Origin of the sequence: Halorubrum hochsteinianum (assembly GCF_023702125.1) — an archaeon.
GTDB classification, from domain to species: domain Archaea; phylum Halobacteriota; class Halobacteria; order Halobacteriales; family Haloferacaceae; genus Halorubrum; species Halorubrum hochsteinianum.
On the sequence record NZ_CP098415.1, the window covers coordinates 352926 to 370577 of the forward strand.

Genomic DNA, 17652 nt, shown 5'->3' on the forward strand with positions numbered 1-17652 from the left:
GGTCCCGGTCCGCGTCGGTCCGAAACGACCTTACGCCGCGCGTGAGGCTATCCGATATGGTCGAGAACGTCGTCTACCCCGCCTACTTCGACGCCGAGCTGTCGCGCTCGGAGGGACGTCGCGTCCCGACGGATCTGGCGGTCGAAGCGCCGACCGTCGACGAAATCGCGAAGGCCGTCCAGCAGGTCGGCTACGACGCCGCCGTCGAGCGCGACGCCACCTACCCGCGCGAGTTCGAGCCCCGCGGGTCCGTGGCGGTGAAGGGGACCGAGGACACCGCGAAAAACGACCTCGTTCAGGCGATCGCCGCGTACCTCGGCGTCCTGCGGGAGTAATCGTGCGGCGCGTCGGCACCGTCGTCCGCACCGCCGGGGGGTTGGCGATCGCCCGCGGCGACCCGGGGACCGAGCCGCCGCGGATCGGCGCGAGCGTCGTCGACGAGTCGCTGTCGACGGTCGGGCGCGTCGTCGACGTGTTCGGACCGGTCGGTCACCCCTACGTGGCCGTCACGCCCGGCGACGGCGTCGGGCTCCCGGACCTCGTCGGCGGGAAGCTGTACGCGCGGTAGCTACGAGGCCGGCGAGTCGCCCTCCCCGCCCTTCGCCGAGTCGCCCCCCTCCGCCTCCGTCGCGTCGCCTCTCCCCGCCTCCGTCGACCCGTCCGGTCCGGACTCCGCGGACGCCTCGTCGTCCGTCCCGCCATCCGATTCGGCCGCCGCGTCGCGTTCCGTCACGCTCACGTCCGCGAGCGTCGCGTCCGTCCGCGCGAGCCGCTCCGCCACGAGCAGTTTCTCCCGCCGCTCCAGCCGCTCCCAGTCGAACTCGGCCGGCGGGGACGCCTCCAGCGCCTCGAACCGGTCGATCACGCCCTGATTGACGAACCGCTCGAACGAGTCGCAGTTCGGGCAGGTGCGCGACAGGTGCGACGTGTCGAACGACCGCGTGACGGCGTGATCGAGACAGTTCAGACACCGGTAGGTCGTGCTCCGAGACACGGGAAGAACTCGGTGCCGAACGGGGGAATATCTGTGGTCACCGGCGCGAACCTCGCCGGTCCGAACCGGCGGACGCGCCGCTGGCACGGCGAGTACTGAACGAGCGGAAACCGAAAACCGAAGCGAGTGTCGCCCGGAAGGGGCGCTCAGAACAGCGCGGACGCCGCCGCCTCGGCCGTCTCGATGACGGGGCCGAAGCCGGGGAGGAGCAGCATCGTCGCGACCGCCGCGAAGACGACCGCGGCGTACAGCGCCGTCGGCCGCACGTCGACCGCGTCGAGGGCGCTCGGCGTCTCGGGGTCGTCCAAGAACAGCGCCTTCACGACCCGGCTGTAGTAGTACAGCGACACGACGCTGTTTACCGCGCCGAGCGCGGCCAGCCACAGGAAGCCGTTGTCGATGGCCGCCTGGAACAGGAAGTACTTCGAGAAGAAGCCGGCGAACGGCGGCAGGCCGGCCAGCGAGAACATGAACACGGCCATCGCGACGGAGGCGACCGGCGCGCGCCGCCACAGGCCCGCGTAGTCCGCGAACGTGCGGCCGACGCCCCACCGCTCCGCCATCGCGACGAAGAGGAACGCGCCGGTGTTCATGAACCCGTAGACGAGCAGGTGGGCCATCGCCGCGCCCATGACGGTGCCGTTGGCCGGCCCGTCGAGGGTGAGCGCGGCGACGCCGATGAGCGCGTAGCCGGCGTGACCGATCGAGGAGTACGCCAGCATCCGCTTGACCTCCTCTTGGACCGCGGCCGCGAAGTTCCCGAGCGTCATCGTGACGGCCGCGAGGATCGCGAACGCGAGCATCCAGTTGACGTTCGCCGAGACCGCCATCCCCAGCGGGAACGCCTCGGTGAACACGCGGAACGCGACCACGAACCCGGCGGCCTTCGACGCCGACGAGAGGAACGCGCTGACGGGCGCGGGCGCGCCCTCGTACGCCTCCGGAGCCCAGAAGTGGAACGGGACGGAGGCGGTCTTGAACGCGACGCCGCCGATCATCATCACGACGCCGACGCCGAGGACGCCGGCCAGCCCCTCTATCGAGGCCGACGCGATGTCGGCGAGGATGAGCGACCCGGTCGCGGCGTACACGAGCGAGATGCCGAACAGGAAGATCGCCGACGAGAGCGCACCGACGAGGAAGTACTTCAGCCCCGCCTCGACGCTCCCGCGGTTCTGCTTGAGGTACGCGACGAGCACGTACGACGGCAGCGACACCATCTCTAAGGCGACGAACACGACCGCGAGCGAGTTCGCGACCGCGAGCAGCGCCATCCCCGTCGCCGCGAACAGCGTCAGGGAGTAGAACGCCGCCGGGTTGTCGTGGTCGTGGAAGTAGTCGTGCGCCGCGACGACCACCAACGCCGTCACCGACGCGAAGATGGCGGTGAAGAACAGCCCCATCGTGTCGACCTTGATCGCGTCGGCGAACAGCGTGATAGCACCGCCGGTGTCGACGCTCCCGGTGCCGGACGCGACGAACCAGACGGTCACGGACAGCGAGGCGAGCGCGCCGACCGCGCTCACGACCGCCATCGAGGTGTTCGACCGCGCGTCGGGACTGATCGTGTCGACTAACAGCAGCGCGAGACCGGTTGCCGCAAGCACCAGCGCCGGCAGCAGCGCCGTCACCTGCGGAAGCGTCTCAACCATTGATCGTCACCCCCTCGACCACGGGAACGGCAGCGTCACGGATCATCTCGAAGAAGATGTCGGGCGCGACGCCGAGCACGATGATCGCCACCAGAAGCACCGCGAGCGGGGCGACGTCGTGGAACGCCGCGGGCCCGACCTCGTAGTCGGTTTCGAGCTCGAATGGCCCGAACAGCGTGCTCTGCATCGCCGACAGCAGGTAGCCGGCGACGATGACGATACCGAACATCGCGAGCGCCGTGAACACCGGCGCGTACGGGAGCGCCGGTGCGGACAGCGAGCCGACGAAGATGAAGAACTCGCCCGCGAAGCCGGCCATCAGCGGCAGCCCCATGTAGCCGAACGCCCCGGCGACGAGGATGCCGACGGTGACCGGCATCCGGTCGGCCATGCCGGCCATGTCGCCGACCATCCGGGTGTGCGTCGTGTTGTAGATGACGCCGACAGCCATGAACATCAGCCCCGAGATGAGTCCGTGCGCGACCATCTGGAAGGTCGCGCCGCCGACGCCGTACTCGGTGAACGCGATGAGTCCGAGGATGACGTACCCCATCGACGAGACCGACGAGTACGCGACGATCCGCTTGAGGTCCTTCTGGGCCAGCGCCAGCATCGCGCCGTAGATGACGCTGACGACCGCGATCGCCGCGATGGGCACCGCGAGCATCGACGCCTGCTCAGGCAGCATCGTGAAGTTGAACCGGAGCAGCGCGTACGTCCCCATCTTCAGGAGGACGCCTGCCAGAAGCACCGACGCCGGGGTCGGTGCTTGAACGTGGGCGTCCGGGAGCCACGTGTGGAACGGCACGATCGGGACCTTCACCGCGAACCCGAGGAACATCGCGACGAACGCGAACATCGCGACCGTGTCCGGCGCGACGCCGAACCACGACCCTAGGTCGCCCGCGGCGACCGCCTGCGCGATCTCGGGCAGGGCGAACGACGACACCGAGTCGCCGAGCGCGAACACGAGGCTCATGAACCCGATGAACATCAAAAGCGACGCCGCGTTCGTGTACACGAAGAACTTGATCGCCGCGTACTTGCGGCGCGGGCCGCCCCAGATGCCGATGAGGAAGTACATCGGGACCAGCACCGCCTCCCAGAAGACGAACCACAGGAAGAAGTCGAGCGCGGCGAACACGCCGAGCAGGTTCGCTTCCATGAACAGCATGAGGCCGTAGAACTGGCTCTGGCGGGTGTCGACGGGCGTCCACGCGCTGAGGATCGCGAGCGGCACGAGGAACGTGGTGAGGACGAAAAGCGGGAGGCTGATCCCGTCGAGTCCGACGAACCACGAGACGCTCCGACCGCCGACTTCGAGCCACTCGATCTGGGTGGCGTACGCGACCTCGCCGCCGAGCAGCGCGTTGCCGCCGGCCTCGAAGCCAGACCAGAGGAAGAGGCTCCCGACGAACGGGATCAGACTGATCGCGAACGCCAGCCGGCCGGCCCACTCGTTCGGCGCGAGGAACACGGTCAGCGCGCCGACGAAGGCGACCGCCATGAGCGCTTCGAGCAGCATCAGAACCACCCCCCCGTCGCGCCGAGCACGACGAGCAGCGCGACGAGCCCGAAGGTGAGCAGCGCGGCGTACTGCGAGACGACGCCGGACTGTAGCTTTCGGATCCGACCGCCGCCGGTCAGGCTCACCGAGGAGACGCCGTTGACGACGCCGTCGATGATTCCCTGATCGAAGACGTTCGCGCCGCCCGCGACGTCTTCCGTTCGATACGCGAGCCAGACCTGTAGTTCGTCGAGGTAGTAGTTGTTGTACAGCACGTCTTTGACCCCGCCGAGTTTGGCGGTGTGTTCCGTCGGCGACGCCACGTTGTAGAGCCGCCAGGCGAGTCCGAGTCCGAGCAGCGCGAGTCCGAGGGAGACGGCCGCGCCGGCGAGGACGGTACCGACCTCACCGCCGACGAGATACTGGCTGCTGTAGGGACCGAGGTCGCCGTAGTGGTGCGAGGAGAGCCCCTCGATGCCGCCCCAGTGGTTGTCGAGCCACAGGTGGAGCAGGTCGATCCCCTCGATTCCGAGCACCTTCTGGACCGGAACCATGTTGATGAAGCCGGTGACGACCGCGAGCGACCCGAGGACCGTCAGCGGCCCCTTCACGTTCCAGCGAACGGGCTCGGGGTCGCGGGCGGTGTCGCTCCGCGGCTCGCCGTGGAACGTCAGGAACACCATCCGGAAGGTGTAGAAGGCGGTCACGGGCACCGCGAGCAGCCCCATCAGGTACGCGCCGAACAGCAGGGGCTCGCCGGGCGCGTGGACGAGCGACTCGAAGAGGATCTCGTCTTTCGACCAGAAGCCGGCGAACGGGAAGATTCCCGCGAGCGCCAGCGACCCGGCGAGGAAGGTGTAGTAGGTGACGGGCATCTTCGATTTCAGCCCGCCCATGTCCCACATGTCCTCGTTGTGGTGCATCGCGATGATGACCGAACCGGCACCGAGGAACAGCAGGGCCTTGAAGAAGGCGTGGGTCGTCAGGTGGAAGACCGCGGCCACGTACCCGCCAGAGCCGAGCGCGAGCATCATGTACCCGTACTGCGAGATGGTGGAGTACGCGAGCACCTGCTTCAGCTCGTCTTTCACCAGCCCCATCGTCGCCGCGAACAGCGCGGTGAAGCCGCCGATGAACGCGATGACCGCGAGCGTCGTCGGCGTGAGCGCGTAGAAGCCGTACATGCGCGCGACGAGGTAGACGCCGGCCGCGACCATCGTCGCGGCGTGGATCAGCGCGGAGACGGGCGTCGGACCCTCCATCGCGTCGGGGAGCCACGTGTGGAGCGGGAACTGCGCCGACTTGCCGACCACGCCGCCCAGAACGAGCAGCCCGACGACCGTCAGCCACGTCTGGAGTTCGAGGCCGCCGGGCGTCCACGCGACGGAGCCGGAGCCGTTGAGCGCCGCGTCGGCGAGCGCCGGGAACGACCCCTCGCCCGCGAACGAGGCGGTGCCGAACGTCGCGAAGACGGCGACGACGCCGACGAGGAAGAAGTAGTCACCGAAGCGGGTGACGAGGAACGCCTTCTTCGCGGCCGACGGCGGACCGGGCTCCCGGAAGTGGAAGCCGATGAGCAGGTACGAGCAGAGCCCGACCAGCTCGAAGAACATGAACGCCATCAGCAGGTTGTCGGCGACGACGAAGCCGAGCATCGACGCCGTGAAGAGCCCGAGTCCGGCGTAGTACCGCGGCAGCCCCGTCTCGCCCTCGTCGTTCATGTAGCCGAGCGAGAACACGTGGACCAAGAGCGCGACGAGCGTCACGATGACGAGCATCAGCGCCGACAGCGGGTCGATCAGGACGCCGAACGTGAGTTCGACGTTCGCGGGACCGATCCCCGCGCCGCCCTCGCCGGCCCAGTGGTACAGCGTCTCGTTGTAGGCGCGGCCGCCGGCGACGGTCGCCGCGACCCAGATCGAAAGCAGGAACGAGCCCGCGGTCGCCGCGATGCCGCCGAAGGCTCCACCCTTCGGGAGATACCTGCCCGCGCCGAGCGCGATCAGGAACGAGAAGAACGGGAGGAGCACGATCGCCGGAACGTATGCGAATGCGTCCACCATCTTACCACCTCATCTCCGCGGGAACAGTCACGTCTGTCGTGCCGAAGTTGCGGTATAACACGAGTATGATGCCGATACCGATGGCGACCTCGGCGGCGGCGAGCGCGATGACGAACAGCGCGAACACCTGCCCCGTGAGGTCGCCGTAGTACAGCGCGAACGCGACGAAGTTGATGTTGGCCGCGTTCATCATGAGCTCGACGCTCATGAGGAAGTACAGGGCGCTCCGTCGCGTCAGCACGCCGAACAGTCCGATACAGAATATGGCCGACGCCAACAGCAGGTACCACGACGGCGGAATCGACGCGGCGATGGCGGTCACCGCCGCTCACCTCCGTCGCGCCCGCCGTCGGTAAGCACCTGCCCGACCGCGGAGACGATAGAACCGTCCTCCTCGCGCTTCGCGAGGTAGACGGCCCCGTCGACCGCGACGTCGAGCGCGACGGCGGCGATCAGGAAGGCAGCGAGGAACCCCTCGGCTCCGATCGTCGCGACGTCGTACGTCCCGAGATTGAACAGGGAGTAGCCGATGTTGTGGACGACCGAGGCGTCGGCCGGGAAGCCGGCGGCCTCGGCGTCGAACGCCGCCGCGTTGACCGTCGCGGCCAGCACGGCGAACAGCGCGCCGACAGCGATTGCGGGCGCAATCTTCGACCCGCGGCTCTCGTCGTTGCTCACGCGCGACTCACCTCCGTTTCAGAATCCGATCGCGTGAGCATCACGGCGAACGTGACCAAGATGAGGACCCCGCCCACGTAGACGAGGATCTGCATGGCGGCGATAAACTCCGCCCGCAGCATCACGTAATGCACCGCGACGCTCGTGAGGGCTCCGCCCAGAAGCAGCGCGGCGTGGAACACGTCGCGCGCCAGGACGACCCCGAGGGCGAACGCCAGCGTGACCGCGGCGAACAGCCCGAACGCGATGGTGACTTCAACCATTGTGTGTGTCTCCTATGAGAACCCCTTTGAAGATTTCGAGACGCTACTGGTAGTCGACCTCGCCGTCGCCCTCCCCGATCCACGCGCCGCGGTCGGGATTGCGGGACTCCAGCGGGTCGATCCCCTTGTACCAGGGGACGTTCTTGAGCTGTTCTTTGTTGAAGACGAAGTCGTCTTTCGTGTCCGCGGTGAACTCGAAGTTCTGCGTCAGGAGGATGGCGTCGACGGGGCAGACCTCCTCGCAGAGCCGGCAGTAAATACACTGGCCGATGTGGAGGTTGTACTGCTCGCCGTTGCGCTGGTCGTCCTGAACGATCTGAATGGTGTCGTTCGGGCAGACGTTCTCGCACTGCCGACACCAGATACACCGCTCTTGGCTGAACTTGTGGACCCCGCGGAACCGCGGGCTCACTTCGGGCGCGTCCTCCGGGTATTCCACCGTGAACGTCTTCCCGTCCAGCGCGTGCTTCATCGTCGTCGCCATGGATTTCATGAGTCCAATCATGTTACGCGATCACCCCCACGATTACGGCCGTGAGCACCAGGTTCGCGAACGACAGCACCAGCATACCTTTCCAGCCGATCTCGATCAGCTGGTCGATCCGGACGCGGGGTATCGCCGCGCGGGCCCACTGCGTGAACAGGAAGAAGCCCCAGATCTTCACCACGAACCAAATGAAGCCGATGCTCTCCGGGCCCGGTCCGGAAGCGCCGCCGAGGAACGTCACGGCGAGGATCGCACCGCCGAGGAAGATGTGGACGAACTCCCCGAGGTAGAACAGGACGAAGTACGCCGAGGAGTACTCCGTCTGGTACCCGCCGACGATCTCCGTCGGCGCTTCGGGGATGTCGAACGGGTTCCGTCCGATCTCGGCCATGTTCGCCGTGAGGAACAGCACGAACGCGAACGGGTTGACGAACGCGTACCACGACGGGATGGCGACGCCGCCGATCGTCGCCAGCGTCTCCGTCTGTGCGCCGACGATGCCGCTCATCTGGAGCGTGCCGGCGAAGATCACCGCCGACATCGCCGTGACGATGAGCGGGATCTCGTACGCGAGGTTCTGCGCGACGGCGCGGAGGCCGCCGAGGAGCGAGTACTTGTTGTTCGACGCGTAGCCGGCCATCACCAGCGAGACGGACGCGATCGACGCGAACGCGAACACCAGCGCGAACCCGACCTCCGGGTCCGCGAGGTGGAGGTTGATCGGGCCGATCTGCCCCATCGGGATGACGGAGAAGCCGAGCAGCGCGGACGCCGGCAGGAGGATCGGCGCGATGTCCCACGAGGGACGGTCGACGCCCTCGGGGATGATGAGCTCCTTCGCGAGCAGCTGGACCGCGGCGGCCGGGATGATGAGCAGGCCGTAGGGACCGATCCGGTCGACCGCGATGCGGTCGGTGAACGCGGCCGTGATCTTCCGTTTCGCCCACGGGCCCGCGACGCCGGTGAACGCGAGGATGATGTTACCGACGACGAACGCGGCGACGAGCGACGCCGCGACCTCGCCGATCACGCTGTCGAGCCCGAGCGTGTCGACGATGAACTCGGGGAACAGCTGTGCCGGTGCCGTACCCATCAGCGGTCCACCTCCCCGAGAACGACGTCGAGGCTACCGAGCGCGGCGATCACGTCGGGGATGTACTCCCCGTTCGCCATCTCCGGCAGCGTCTGGAGGTTCGAGAAGCACGGCGACCGGATCTTGAACCGAGCCGGCTTGTCGGTCCCGTCCGAGCGGATGTAGATGCCGAGTTCGCCCTTCGCGCCCTCGACGGCGCGGTAGATCTCGGCGTCATCGTCCGGGCGCAGCGTGCGCGGCACGTTCGCCTGGATGTTCCGCTCGTCCTCGGGCCAGTCCTCGAGCAGGTCGACGCACTGTTCGATGATCTTCGCGGACTCCTCGACCTCGCGCATCCGGACGAGCAGGCGGCTGAAGTTGTCGCAGCCGTCCTCGGTGACGACGTCCCAGTCGAGCTCGTCGTAGTACCCGTACGGGTCGTCGCGGCGCAGGTCGTAGTCGACGCCCGATCCGCGGGCGACCGGCCCGGTCGCGCCGTAGTTCTTCGCGACCTCCGGCGGCAGGATCCCGGTGTCGATCGTCCGCATCTGGAAGATCTCGTTGGAGGTGATGAGGTTGTGGTACTCCTCGACGGACTCCGGCAGCTGATCGAGGAAGTCCCGGGTGTCGGAGAAGAACGCCTCGCGGTCCTCCGGCAGGTCCCAGACGACGCCGCCGAGCCGGAAGTAGTTGAACATCAGCCGCTGGCCCGTCAGATCCTCTAGGAGGTTCTGGACGCGCTCGCGGTCGTTGATGGCGTACATGAACGTCGCCGTGAAGTCGCCGTTGATGTCGAGCGCGAACGTCGCCAGCGCGAGCATGTGCGCCGCGATCCGGCACATCTCCGCGCCCATCGTGCGGATGACCTGCGCGTACTCCGGGACCTCGATGTCCGCGAGGTCCTCGGCCGCGCGGGCGTACGCCCACTCGTTGAGCAGCCCCGCTGAGATGTAGTCCCAGCGGTCCGGGTACGGCATGATCTGGTGGCGGTAGGTGCCCGACTGCGCCATCTGCTCCTCGCTGCGGTGGAGGTAGCCGATGTCCGGCTCGACGTCGACGACCTGCTCGCCGTCGAGGACTGTCTTCAGGTGTAAGACGCCGTGGGTCGCCGGGTGGTGCGGCCCGATGTTGAGGAACATCGTGTCGGACTCCTCGTCTCTGTGATGGTCCTCAAGCGGGTTCGCGTGCTCCGGCAGCGTGGCGATCTGGGGCCGGTCCTTGTCGTAGTCCATCGACAGGGGGTGGCCCTGCCACGTCTCGGGGAGCAGGATCCGACGGAGGTCGGGGTGGCCCTCGTACTCGACGCCGATCAGGTCGTACGCCTCCCGCTCGTGCCAGTCGGCGGTGCGGAAGACGGGTTCCGCGGATTCCGAGACGGGGTCGTCCTTGTCGGCGGGGACGACGACGCTGACCTCCTGCGTCGGGTCGTCGTACTTCTTCAGGTGGTAGATCGACTCGTAGCGGTTCTCGTACTCCTGCGCGGAGACGACCGAGAGGTGGTCGTACCCCGCCTGCTGTTTCAGGGTTCGGAGCGTCTCCTGAACGGTGTCCGGCCGGATGACGAAGCCGGGGGCGTTCAGGTGGTCGTCGCGGGCGACGACGAGGTCGCCGAGCAGCGCCTCAAGTTCGTCGGGCGTGCGCTCGATCGCCGCGTCGTCGGTGGTGTCCGGTCGTTCGAGGCTCATGGCGAATCAGCGAAGTTGTACCGCATGACGAGCTCGTCGTCGTCGATCTGGTCGGTGAGCTTGTCGACGAGTTCGTCGCGTTCGAGGTCCGAGAACTCCTCTAGCTCGTACGGCTTGACGGTGACTGGCGCGGCCTCGCCGTTGGCGACGCGCTCCTGTAGCTTCACGACGCCGTAGACGAGCGCCTCGGGACGGGGCGGGCAGCCGGGGACGTGGATGTCGATCGGGATGACCTCCTCGGCCCCCTTGATCACGTTGTACCCCTCCTGGAACGGGCCGCCGGAGATGGTACACGAGCCCATGCCGACGACGAACTTCGGCTCCGGCATCTGGTCGTAGACGCGCTTCATCCGCGGGGCGAACTTGGAGACGATCGTCCCGGGGACGATCATCACGTCGGCCTGCCGCGGCGAGGCGCGCGGGACGCCCGACCCGAAGCGGTCGAGGTCGTGTTTCACCGCGTAGGTGTGCATCATCTCGATGCTACAGCAGGCGATCCCGAACTGCAGCATGAACATCGAGGAGCCCCGACACCAGTTCAGGAACTTGTCGAACTTGGTGAGGATGAACGGCGAGGAGCCGAACGCCTCCCGGAGCCGGGAGTTGAACCGGTCTCCCTGCCCGCTCATCCGGGCATCTCGGGTTTCGGTTACGACCTGCGATTCGTCGGTGATAAACGGTTGATCGCTGCTCATTAGTTGAGTTCCTCCGTCGTCTTTCTGCTGGTCGCGCGGGGGCTGCGGGCCCAGCTGATTGCCCCCGACCGCCACGCCCAGACGAGTCCGACTGCGAGAACGCCGACGAACGCCAACATCGGCCACAGCAGGTCGGCCATCGGAACGCCGGCCTGGACGGCCGGGCGGTAGATGACCGCCCACGGGAACAGCAACACGGTCTCGATGTCGAACACGACGAACAACAGCGCGACCATGTAGTACTGGATGTTGAACCGGATCCGCGTCCCGCCCGTCGGGGTCTCGCCGGACTCGTAGGTGGTACTTTTGCCGGTCTCAGGCACGCTCGGACGGAGCAGCGCCGACACTGTCATCATCGCTATCGGGATGAGCAGGCCGACGACCGCCAAGGCGCCAATCGCTATCCAATCGCTCATATAGGTCTCCGTAACGTGCTGGGGTTTGGACCGCCCCCTCATAAGCGTTGAGTCTTGTGCGTCCGGGGGCGTTCGGGCCGATGTCGGCAGTTCGCGGGAGATACGGGAACTACGGCGGCGGCCGCGGACGGACCCCGGAGCCGAACACGTTCCGTTACCGCTCGCGGAACCCGTCGACGCCGAGGTCGTGGAGATCGGCCGAGACGTCCGCGACGCCCGCCTTCTGCTCGTCGTGGAGGTCGACCAGTCGCTCGGCGACGGCGTCGTGCTCGCGCGCGAGCACCTGCGCGGCCGAGAGCGCGGCGTTGTACGACTTGCCGGCGTCGACCGCGACGATCGGCGCGCCAGTCGGCATGCCGATGACGGAGTCCACCGACTTCTCCTGAACGGGCACCCCGATCACGGGGACGGGGTACGCGATCGACGCGGTCATGTTCGGCAGGTCGGCCGACTTCCCGCCCGCGCCGGCGAGTATCACGTCGAGGCCCCGCTCCGTCGCCGTCTCCCCGTACGCGTACATGAGTTCGGGGGTGCGGTGCGCCGAGACGACGTAGCTCTCGTAGGTGAACCGCGCGTCCGGCGGGTCGCCGAAGTCCGTCTGCTCCGCGAAGCCGAGGTCGTCGAGGGCGTCGTAGGCGTCTTCCATGACGGGGAGGTCGGAGTCCGACCCCATGATGATCCCCACGTCGGGGGTCGTGGTGCGGTCGGCGTCGGCCGCCGCTTCCGCTTCGAGCCGATCGATCAGGTCTTGTACCGTGGTCACGGTCGAGCGTTCGGCGGAGAGCCATATGGAACTCCCGGATGCGGCGAGCGTGGACCACCGTTACCCGGTATCGAGAGGTCGGTTCGAGGACGGCCGAAGCTGTCGAAGTCGTTACACCGGTTTCGCCGAAACCTTATCAACGGAATCGCCCAACTAGATATCATGGCAAGTTCCGCTCGCGAGGGCGACCCACGCGAAGACGAGATCCGTCTCTGGCGCGAGGGGGACGGGTGGGTCGCGACCGACGTCGAGACCGGCGTCACGACGCAGGGGTCCACTCGCGACGAGGCGCTGACGAACCTCGACGACGCGGTGGCGCTCCGTCGCGACGAGGCCGGGCAGGGGCCAACCGACGAGGAACTCCGGGAGTTCGGGATCGATCCCGACGCGAACGAGACGGGCGACGACGCGCCGCCGGACGTTCTCGAATAGCGTGGCTCGGCGACAGTTCTCGGGACGAGAAGTCGTTAGAGTTCTCGTCAACGAAGGGGGATTCGAGTGGCGTCGCACCACCGGGGACCACGCGCAGTTGTACTACGAACACCCGACGAACGAGTCCGATCGTCGACGGGTGACGGTCCCGCTACACGACGAACTTCGCATCGGGACCCTCAGGAGCGTCGCAGACGACGCGGGCGCAAAGGACTTCGAAGCGTTCTGCGACTGGATCGACCGTCACGCGTGACCGGGGCGTCCGCGGCTACGCTTCGAACGTCAGCCCGTCCCGCAGCTCCCGCGCCCGGTCGAGCAGCGCGTCGCGTTCGTCGACCGAGACCGCGCCCGGGTCCGACTGGGCGTCCGTCACCGTGAGGTGGCCCATCTTCCGGAGCGGGTACACGTCCGCTTTCCCGTACCAGTGGAGGTCGGCGTCGGGCGCACCGAGGACGGTCTCGACGTTCCGGAGCGTCGCGGGTTCGGTTTCGTCGACATCTCCGAGCACGTTCGCGGTGACCGCGGGCGCGACGAGGTCGGTCGGGCCGAGCGGCCAGCCGAGGACCGCGCGGACGTGGTTCTCGAACTGCGAGGTGCGCGCGCCCTCGATCGTCCAGTGGCCGGAGTTGTGCGGGCGCGGCGCGATCTCGTTGACCAGCACGTCGCCGTCGCGCGTCTCGAACAGCTCGATCCCGAAGACGCCGCGGCCGTCGAGCACGTCCAGCACGTCGCGGGCGACCGACTCGGCCTCGGCGACGACCGCGTCGTCGGCGCGGGCGGGGGCGACGCTCTCGCGGAGGATCTCCTCGCGGTGGACCGTCTCCGTGACGGGGTACGTCCGGGTCTCGCCGTCGGCCCCCTTCAGCCCCATCACCGCGATCTCGCGCTCGAAGTCGAGGAACTCCTCGGCCATCGCGGCCCCGCCGACCTCGTCGAGCGCGGCCGCGGCCGCGTCCGGCGTCTCCACGGGGACGTTTCCGCGGCCGTCGTAGCCGCCCTCGCGGGCCTTCAGCATGACGCCGCCGAACTCCTCGACGACGCGTTCGAGCCCCTCGGGGGTCGCGACCGCGACGAACTCGGGAACGGGGATCCCCGCGTCCGCGAGCGCCTCCTTCTGGACCAGCTTGTCCTGAATGGTCTCCAGCGTTTCGGGGTCGGGATGGACCGGCACGCCGTGCGCCTCGCTCGCGGCCGCGAGGACGTCCGGGTCGGCGAGTTCGATCTCGAACGTCAGGGCGTCGACGCGACTCGCGAGGTCGCCGATCGCGTCCGCGTCGTCGAAGTCGGCGACGATCTGGTCGGCCGCGACGGTCGCCGCCGGACAGTCGGGCGTCGGGTCCAACACGACGAGGTCGACGCCGAGCGGCGAGGCGGCCTCGGCCAGCATCCGGCCGAGCTGTCCGCCCCCGACGACCCCGAGCGTCGGTCCCGGCAGAGTGATCGACATGTGGGAGCCAGTACTGGACACCGGTGAATAAGTATTACCAAAACCAGCAGCGAATACGCACAAACGCGGATCGATCTCCCTGAACAAGGCGAGAAAGCCGTCGTCGGGATTCCCGTTGCCGGACTACTCCCGACGCAACAGCAGGGACCCGCCGACCACGACGAGGAGTAGGCTCACGAGGCCGACCACCTGCGTGAGGCCGATTCCGAACCCCTCCAGCGGCGAGCCGCCGTCGCCGGGGCCGTCGGCGTCGCCCGCGCCGCCGCCCGACGGGTCGGCACCCTCGGTCGACTCCCCGTCGGAAGCCGTCTGTTCGACGACGGAGACGGTCCCGACCTCGGTCGGGCCGACGGCGACCTCGTACTCGCCGGGCTCGGGGAACTGCGGCGTGAACGTGACGCGTCGGGTCGCGTCAGCGGGGACGGTTATCGTCCGGTCGTCCACGAGTTCGTCGTTTATCCGGAGGTCGACGTTCGTCGTCCCCTCGGCGTCGCCGGCGTTCCGCAGTTCGACGGCCACCTCCGTCGCGCGCTCCGGTGCCACCTCCTCGGCCCCGAGCGAGGCGTCCGCGACCGTCACGTCGGACTGCGGGCCGCCGACGGCGAAGTACGAGAACCCGGGCGTCTCGGCGACGTAGCTCCCGTCGCCCTCGTAGGTCGTCGGCAGCTCGCGCCACTGGTCGTTGGCGTAGCGGTACAGCGCGACCTCCTCGGGCGATTCGGCGTCGGAGAACGCCGACATGTCCGCCTCGAAGCGGATCTCCGCGCTCTCGACCGCGTCGGACTCGAACGTGTCCGAGGAGATCTCGAACGCCGACACGGTCTCCGCGTTCCCGTGACCGCGCACGTCGTCCGGGATCTCGGAGGGCTCCATCGGCGTCACGTCGAGATCGAACGAGAGAATGTCGGACGACGCGGCGACCGACAGGGCCGAGAGCGTCGCGTTCGACGACGCCACCGCCCCGCTCGGGAGGTCCGCCTCGACGACCTCGCCGGCGTCGACGCTCGCCGCGCTGAGCGTCGCGGTGTCGTTCGCCATCTCGACCGACGCGGCCGTCGTCTCGACGGTGTCGCCGCTCGGCGGCGGCGCGACGGCACCGCCGCCGCCGGTGTCGGCGGTGTCGCCGCCGTCGCTTCCGTCGCCGCCGTCCGAACCGCCGCCGCTTCCGTCGCCGCCGTCCGAACCGCTGTCGCTTCCGTCGCCGCCGTCCGAACCGCCGTCGCTTCCGTCTCCGCCGTCGGAGCCGCCGCCGCTTCCGTCTCCGCCGTCGCTTCCCTCGCCGACCGTGAGGTCGACGCGCCGGACCTCGCCCGGTTCCCACTCGACCGGCTCGTCCGTCTCGGCCACCTCGCCGTTGACGCGGAACTCGACGGTCGCACCGACGTCGTCGCTCGTCCCTTCGACGACGAGTTTCTGGTCGAACGCGGACGATCCGCCGTACGCGCCGGACTGCGTCGTGGTGAGGCTCCCGCGCCGCTCGCCGCCCACGTGCGCGGTGATCTCGACGCCCTCGGGGGCCGGCTCCCCGTCGACGGTCACGTCGCCGAAGTAGGCCGCGGGCGTCGGCGGCGGTCCGTCCTGCGCGACGGCCGCGGGCGCGACGGCGACCGCGGAGACGACCAGTAGCGATGCGACGAGGACCGCGATCGGTGTCGAGCGTGTTCGTGTCATGAGGGAACGTCCCACACCGGTTCGAACGGGGCGACCCGAGCGGGGACGCCCGGACGTTGCGGGGGAGGGACGCCCGACAGCAGGGTTCCGGTGTAAGTAGTTATTAACCGATTGCTACGACGGATTACCGGACCGGGACGCGGGGTAACGGGTCGTTTCGGCGGGCGGCGACGCCGCGGCGTCTGCGGGATCCGCGACGCTTGCGACGCGAAGCGAGAGCGGCGGACGGTCGCGAGGGGAGGTCGACCGAGACCGAACGAGGGCGCGAACAATCCCTCATGTTCGCAAGCATATCGGCTAATACATTAGACCGGGGTGGCCGTACGGGATGTCATGTTACCAATAGGCACGGATGGGGCGGGCGGCCGGAACCCCCGCTGTCGCCCCGACGGCGGCGACGGTGACGCCGGTGGCGGCGGCGGTAGTGCCGGCGGCGAAGGCGACGTCGGCGGGATCGGTGGTGGCGACGCGGACGAACCGGGGCCGCGTGCGCGGAACGGAACGCTCGGTCCGGGCGGGTCGGATCGGGTCGTCGAGCGCGGCGACCTCCTCGAAATCCTCGGGAACCGGCGACGGCGGCTGCTGTGGGCGCTGCTCCACCGCCGCGACGGCCCCGTCGACCTCGCCGACGCGTCCCGGGAGGTCGCGGCCCGGGAACGCGGGGTCGACCCGGCCGCCGTCACGAGCGAGGAGCGCAAGAGCGTGTACGCGTCGCTGTACCAGCACCACTGCCCGGTGATGAGCGAGGCGGGCGCGGTCGCGTTCGATCGCGAGGAGTCGACCGTCGAGGCGGTCCCCGCCGCCGAGCGACAGCGGTTCCTCGATCTGGCGATCGACTCGAGGGCGGTCGCGCGGGCGGTCGCCGGCGCGCTCGCGGCCGTCACGGGCGTCGTCGGCGTCGGGTGGGCGCTCGGCGCGCCGGTGCTCGGTTCGCTCACCCCGACCGAGTTCGGAGCCGTCGTCGGGGTGAGCGTCGCGGTCTCCGTTACCGCCTACGCGGCGGTCGTCTCCCGCAGATACCCGGTCCGCCTCGGCGACCTCCTGAGCGCCGCGGACGGGACGGACCGGTGACTCAGACGGATATCCTCCGGAGGTCGGCTTCGAGGCCGTCGACGAACTCGTTGTACGCCTCGACGAACCCGCGGAACCGGTCCGCGTACTCCCGCACGTCGGCCGCTGAGGGGGACTCGTACTGCGACAGGAGGTACAGTCCGCCCGAGCCGCCGATCCGGAGGTACGAGACCGCCCCCTCGTCGTACTTCAACTCCCAGCGGTCGCCCGCGACGCGGGCCGTGAACGTCCCGTAGTCGTCGCTCTCGTACCGGTACACCTCCCCGGCGATGACCGCGCAGGTGTCGCGGATCTCGTCGAGGACGCGGTCGCGCTCGGCCACCACGCCGTCGGTGGTCGCCGGCTCGGGGAAGTCGGCGCTCACGCCGTCGAGGACGCCGGACAGCGACGCGACGTAGTCGTTCCACGCCGCCACGAACGCGGCGTAGTCGTCGAGGGCGTCGGCCAGGTCGTCCGGCTCGGGCGGCTGCTTCGTCGATATCACGTACGTGTCCGAACCGGAGTTCGGCGAGAACAGGAGGAACTCCAGTTCGCCGGCCTCGTGTTTCACCGTCCACTCGCCGCCGGGCGTCGAGAGGGTCTCGCGGCCGTAGTCGCCCCCCTGAAGCGTCGCGAGCTGGTAGGCGATCCGACCGGCGTGGTCGCGGACGGCCGCGAGGAGGTCGTCGCGGCGCTCCGCCACCGCCGCGGCGTCGCGGACGTCGACGTCGATCCCGAGGTCTGCCTGCGTCGTCACGGTCTTACTGGGCGCGCCAC

Annotated in this window: 21 protein-coding genes; 5 read left to right on the forward strand and 16 right to left on the reverse strand. The window is 68.6% G+C overall.

Going from position 1 to position 17652, the window contains the following annotated elements; all coding sequences use genetic code 11:
- Positions 1 to 56 precede the first annotated feature (56 nt).
- Complete coding sequence (gene srp19 / locus NAF06_RS01750; protein WP_008581577.1) at positions 57 to 335, forward strand: signal recognition particle subunit SRP19; 279 nt, start codon at positions 57 to 59, stop codon at positions 333 to 335.
- A gap of 2 nt (positions 336 to 337) precedes the next feature.
- Positions 338 to 568 carry an H/ACA ribonucleoprotein complex subunit GAR1 gene (locus tag NAF06_RS01755; RefSeq protein WP_006629666.1) on the forward strand — a complete coding sequence of 77 codons (231 nt, stop codon included), beginning with the start codon at positions 338 to 340 and terminating at the stop codon, positions 566 to 568.
- On the opposite strand, the gene NAF06_RS15545 is transcribed toward NAF06_RS01755, so the two are convergent.
- The 13 genes from NAF06_RS15545 to purE all read right to left on the reverse strand — a co-directional run bounded on the left by NAF06_RS15545 (position 569) and on the right by purE (position 12275).
- Positions 569 to 994, reverse strand: coding sequence for a hypothetical protein (locus NAF06_RS15545; protein WP_008581580.1), 426 nt, complete (start codon positions 992 to 994; stop codon positions 569 to 571).
- 146 nt (positions 995 to 1140) lie between these two features.
- Entirely contained in the window at positions 1141 to 2646 is a 1506-nt protein-coding gene (locus tag NAF06_RS01765) for an NADH-quinone oxidoreductase subunit N (RefSeq protein WP_008581582.1), read from the reverse strand.
- Entirely contained in the window at positions 2639 to 4171 is a 1533-nt protein-coding gene (locus tag NAF06_RS01770) for a complex I subunit 4 family protein (protein WP_008581584.1), read from the reverse strand. The genes NAF06_RS01765 and NAF06_RS01770 overlap by 8 nt, the downstream gene beginning before the upstream one ends.
- On the reverse strand, positions 4171 to 6216 hold the full coding sequence (nuoL, locus tag NAF06_RS01775; protein ID WP_008581587.1) for an NADH-quinone oxidoreductase subunit L: 2046 nt from the start codon (positions 6214 to 6216) through the stop codon (positions 4171 to 4173). The genes NAF06_RS01770 and nuoL overlap by 1 nt, the downstream gene beginning before the upstream one ends.
- A gap of 1 nt (position 6217) precedes the next feature.
- On the reverse strand, positions 6218 to 6538 hold the full coding sequence (nuoK, locus tag NAF06_RS01780; RefSeq protein ID WP_006629671.1) for an NADH-quinone oxidoreductase subunit NuoK: 321 nt from the start codon (positions 6536 to 6538) through the stop codon (positions 6218 to 6220).
- Complete coding sequence (locus tag NAF06_RS01785) at positions 6535 to 6894, reverse strand: hypothetical protein (RefSeq protein ID WP_008581589.1); 360 nt, start codon at positions 6892 to 6894, stop codon at positions 6535 to 6537. The genes nuoK and NAF06_RS01785 overlap by 4 nt, the downstream gene beginning before the upstream one ends.
- A complete protein-coding gene (locus tag NAF06_RS01790; RefSeq protein ID WP_006629673.1) occupies positions 6891 to 7157 on the reverse strand; it encodes an NADH-quinone oxidoreductase subunit J in 267 nt (88 codons plus the stop codon). Before NAF06_RS01790 ends, NAF06_RS01785 begins: the two co-directional genes overlap by 4 nt.
- A 43-nt stretch (positions 7158 to 7200) precedes the next feature.
- Entirely contained in the window at positions 7201 to 7662 is a 462-nt protein-coding gene (locus tag NAF06_RS01795) for a NuoI/complex I 23 kDa subunit family protein (RefSeq protein WP_006629674.1), read from the reverse strand.
- 1 nt (position 7663) lies between these two features.
- Positions 7664 to 8737, reverse strand: a complete 1074-nt coding sequence (locus tag NAF06_RS01800; RefSeq protein ID WP_008581594.1) for a complex I subunit 1/NuoH family protein — start codon at positions 8735 to 8737, stop codon at positions 7664 to 7666.
- A complete protein-coding gene (locus tag NAF06_RS01805) occupies positions 8737 to 10401 on the reverse strand; it encodes an NADH-quinone oxidoreductase subunit D (RefSeq protein ID WP_008581595.1) in 1665 nt (554 codons plus the stop codon). The genes NAF06_RS01800 and NAF06_RS01805 overlap by 1 nt, the downstream gene beginning before the upstream one ends.
- Positions 10398 to 11096, reverse strand: coding sequence for an NADH-quinone oxidoreductase subunit B (locus NAF06_RS01810; RefSeq protein WP_049908570.1), 699 nt, complete (start codon positions 11094 to 11096; stop codon positions 10398 to 10400). Before NAF06_RS01810 ends, NAF06_RS01805 begins: the two co-directional genes overlap by 4 nt.
- Positions 11096 to 11512, reverse strand: a complete 417-nt coding sequence (locus tag NAF06_RS01815; RefSeq protein WP_006629678.1) for an NADH-quinone oxidoreductase subunit A — start codon at positions 11510 to 11512, stop codon at positions 11096 to 11098. Before NAF06_RS01815 ends, NAF06_RS01810 begins: the two co-directional genes overlap by 1 nt.
- A gap of 154 nt (positions 11513 to 11666) precedes the next feature.
- A complete protein-coding gene (gene purE, locus NAF06_RS01820) occupies positions 11667 to 12275 on the reverse strand; it encodes a 5-(carboxyamino)imidazole ribonucleotide mutase (RefSeq protein ID WP_008581597.1) in 609 nt (202 codons plus the stop codon).
- A 162-nt stretch (positions 12276 to 12437) separates the two neighbouring features.
- Here purE and NAF06_RS01825 point away from each other — a divergent pair, with 162 nt between their 5' ends.
- Together NAF06_RS01825 and NAF06_RS01830 are read left to right on the forward strand one after the other, a co-directional pair.
- Positions 12438 to 12707 (forward strand): type II toxin-antitoxin system HicB family antitoxin, encoded by a 270-nt coding sequence (locus NAF06_RS01825; RefSeq protein ID WP_008581598.1) that lies wholly within the window; start codon positions 12438 to 12440, stop codon positions 12705 to 12707.
- Position 12708: 1 nt separating this feature from the next.
- Positions 12709 to 12960: a type II toxin-antitoxin system HicA family toxin gene (locus NAF06_RS01830; RefSeq protein WP_049908572.1), complete on the forward strand. Its 252-nt coding sequence runs from the start codon at positions 12709 to 12711 to the stop codon at positions 12958 to 12960.
- A gap of 15 nt (positions 12961 to 12975) precedes the next feature.
- On the opposite strand, the gene NAF06_RS01835 is transcribed toward NAF06_RS01830, so the two are convergent.
- Positions 12976 to 14154 carry a 5-(carboxyamino)imidazole ribonucleotide synthase gene (locus tag NAF06_RS01835; RefSeq protein ID WP_008581600.1) on the reverse strand — a complete coding sequence of 393 codons (1179 nt, stop codon included), beginning with the start codon at positions 14152 to 14154 and terminating at the stop codon, positions 12976 to 12978.
- A gap of 123 nt (positions 14155 to 14277) precedes the next feature.
- The gene (locus tag NAF06_RS01840) at positions 14278 to 15825 is read right to left on the reverse strand and encodes a PGF-pre-PGF domain-containing protein (protein ID WP_008581601.1); all 1548 of its coding nucleotides are present in this window, start codon (positions 15823 to 15825) and stop codon (positions 14278 to 14280) included.
- Positions 15826 to 16158: 333 nt separating this feature from the next.
- Between NAF06_RS01840 and NAF06_RS01845 the strand changes: the two genes are divergently transcribed.
- Complete coding sequence (locus tag NAF06_RS01845; RefSeq protein ID WP_008581602.1) at positions 16159 to 16896, forward strand: DUF7344 domain-containing protein; 738 nt, start codon at positions 16159 to 16161, stop codon at positions 16894 to 16896.
- 1 nt (position 16897) lies between these two features.
- Here NAF06_RS01845 and NAF06_RS01850 read toward each other — a convergent pair whose 3' ends face one another.
- Positions 16898 to 17632, reverse strand: a complete 735-nt coding sequence (locus tag NAF06_RS01850) for a profilin-fold protein (RefSeq protein WP_008581603.1) — start codon at positions 17630 to 17632, stop codon at positions 16898 to 16900.
- Between the last annotated feature and the right edge of the window lie 20 nt (positions 17633 to 17652).

What these genes read in the sequence shown, in the direction of transcription:
- NAF06_RS01805 (WP_008581595.1), bottom strand. Translation starts at nt 10,401, where the DNA reads ATGAGCCTCGAACGACCGGACACCACCGACGACGCGGCGATCGAGCGC.
- NAF06_RS01815 (WP_006629678.1), bottom strand. Translation starts at nt 11,512, where the DNA reads ATGAGCGATTGGATAGCGATTGGCGCCTTGGCGGTCGTCGGCCTGCTC.
- NAF06_RS01845 (WP_008581602.1), top strand. Translation starts at nt 16,159, where the DNA reads ATGTTACCAATAGGCACGGATGGGGCGGGCGGCCGGAACCCCCGCTGT.
- NAF06_RS01840 (WP_008581601.1), bottom strand. Translation starts at nt 15,825, where the DNA reads ATGACACGAACACGCTCGACACCGATCGCGGTCCTCGTCGCATCGCTA.
- NAF06_RS01800 (WP_008581594.1), bottom strand. Translation starts at nt 8,737, where the DNA reads ATGGGTACGGCACCGGCACAGCTGTTCCCCGAGTTCATCGTCGACACG.
- NAF06_RS01790 (WP_006629673.1), bottom strand. Translation starts at nt 7,157, where the DNA reads ATGGTTGAAGTCACCATCGCGTTCGGGCTGTTCGCCGCGGTCACGCTG.
- nuoL (WP_008581587.1), bottom strand. Translation starts at nt 6,216, where the DNA reads ATGGTGGACGCATTCGCATACGTTCCGGCGATCGTGCTCCTCCCGTTC.
- NAF06_RS01825 (WP_008581598.1), top strand. Translation starts at nt 12,438, where the DNA reads ATGGCAAGTTCCGCTCGCGAGGGCGACCCACGCGAAGACGAGATCCGT.
- NAF06_RS01765 (WP_008581582.1), bottom strand. Translation starts at nt 2,646, where the DNA reads ATGGTTGAGACGCTTCCGCAGGTGACGGCGCTGCTGCCGGCGCTGGTG.
- NAF06_RS01770 (WP_008581584.1), bottom strand. Translation starts at nt 4,171, where the DNA reads ATGCTGCTCGAAGCGCTCATGGCGGTCGCCTTCGTCGGCGCGCTGACC.
- NAF06_RS01810 (WP_049908570.1), bottom strand. Translation starts at nt 11,096, where the DNA reads ATGAGCAGCGATCAACCGTTTATCACCGACGAATCGCAGGTCGTAACC.
- NAF06_RS01795 (WP_006629674.1), bottom strand. Translation starts at nt 7,662, where the DNA reads ATGATTGGACTCATGAAATCCATGGCGACGACGATGAAGCACGCGCTG.
- srp19 (WP_008581577.1), top strand. Translation starts at nt 57, where the DNA reads ATGGTCGAGAACGTCGTCTACCCCGCCTACTTCGACGCCGAGCTGTCG.
- NAF06_RS01835 (WP_008581600.1), bottom strand. Translation starts at nt 14,154, where the DNA reads ATGTCGATCACTCTGCCGGGACCGACGCTCGGGGTCGTCGGGGGCGGA.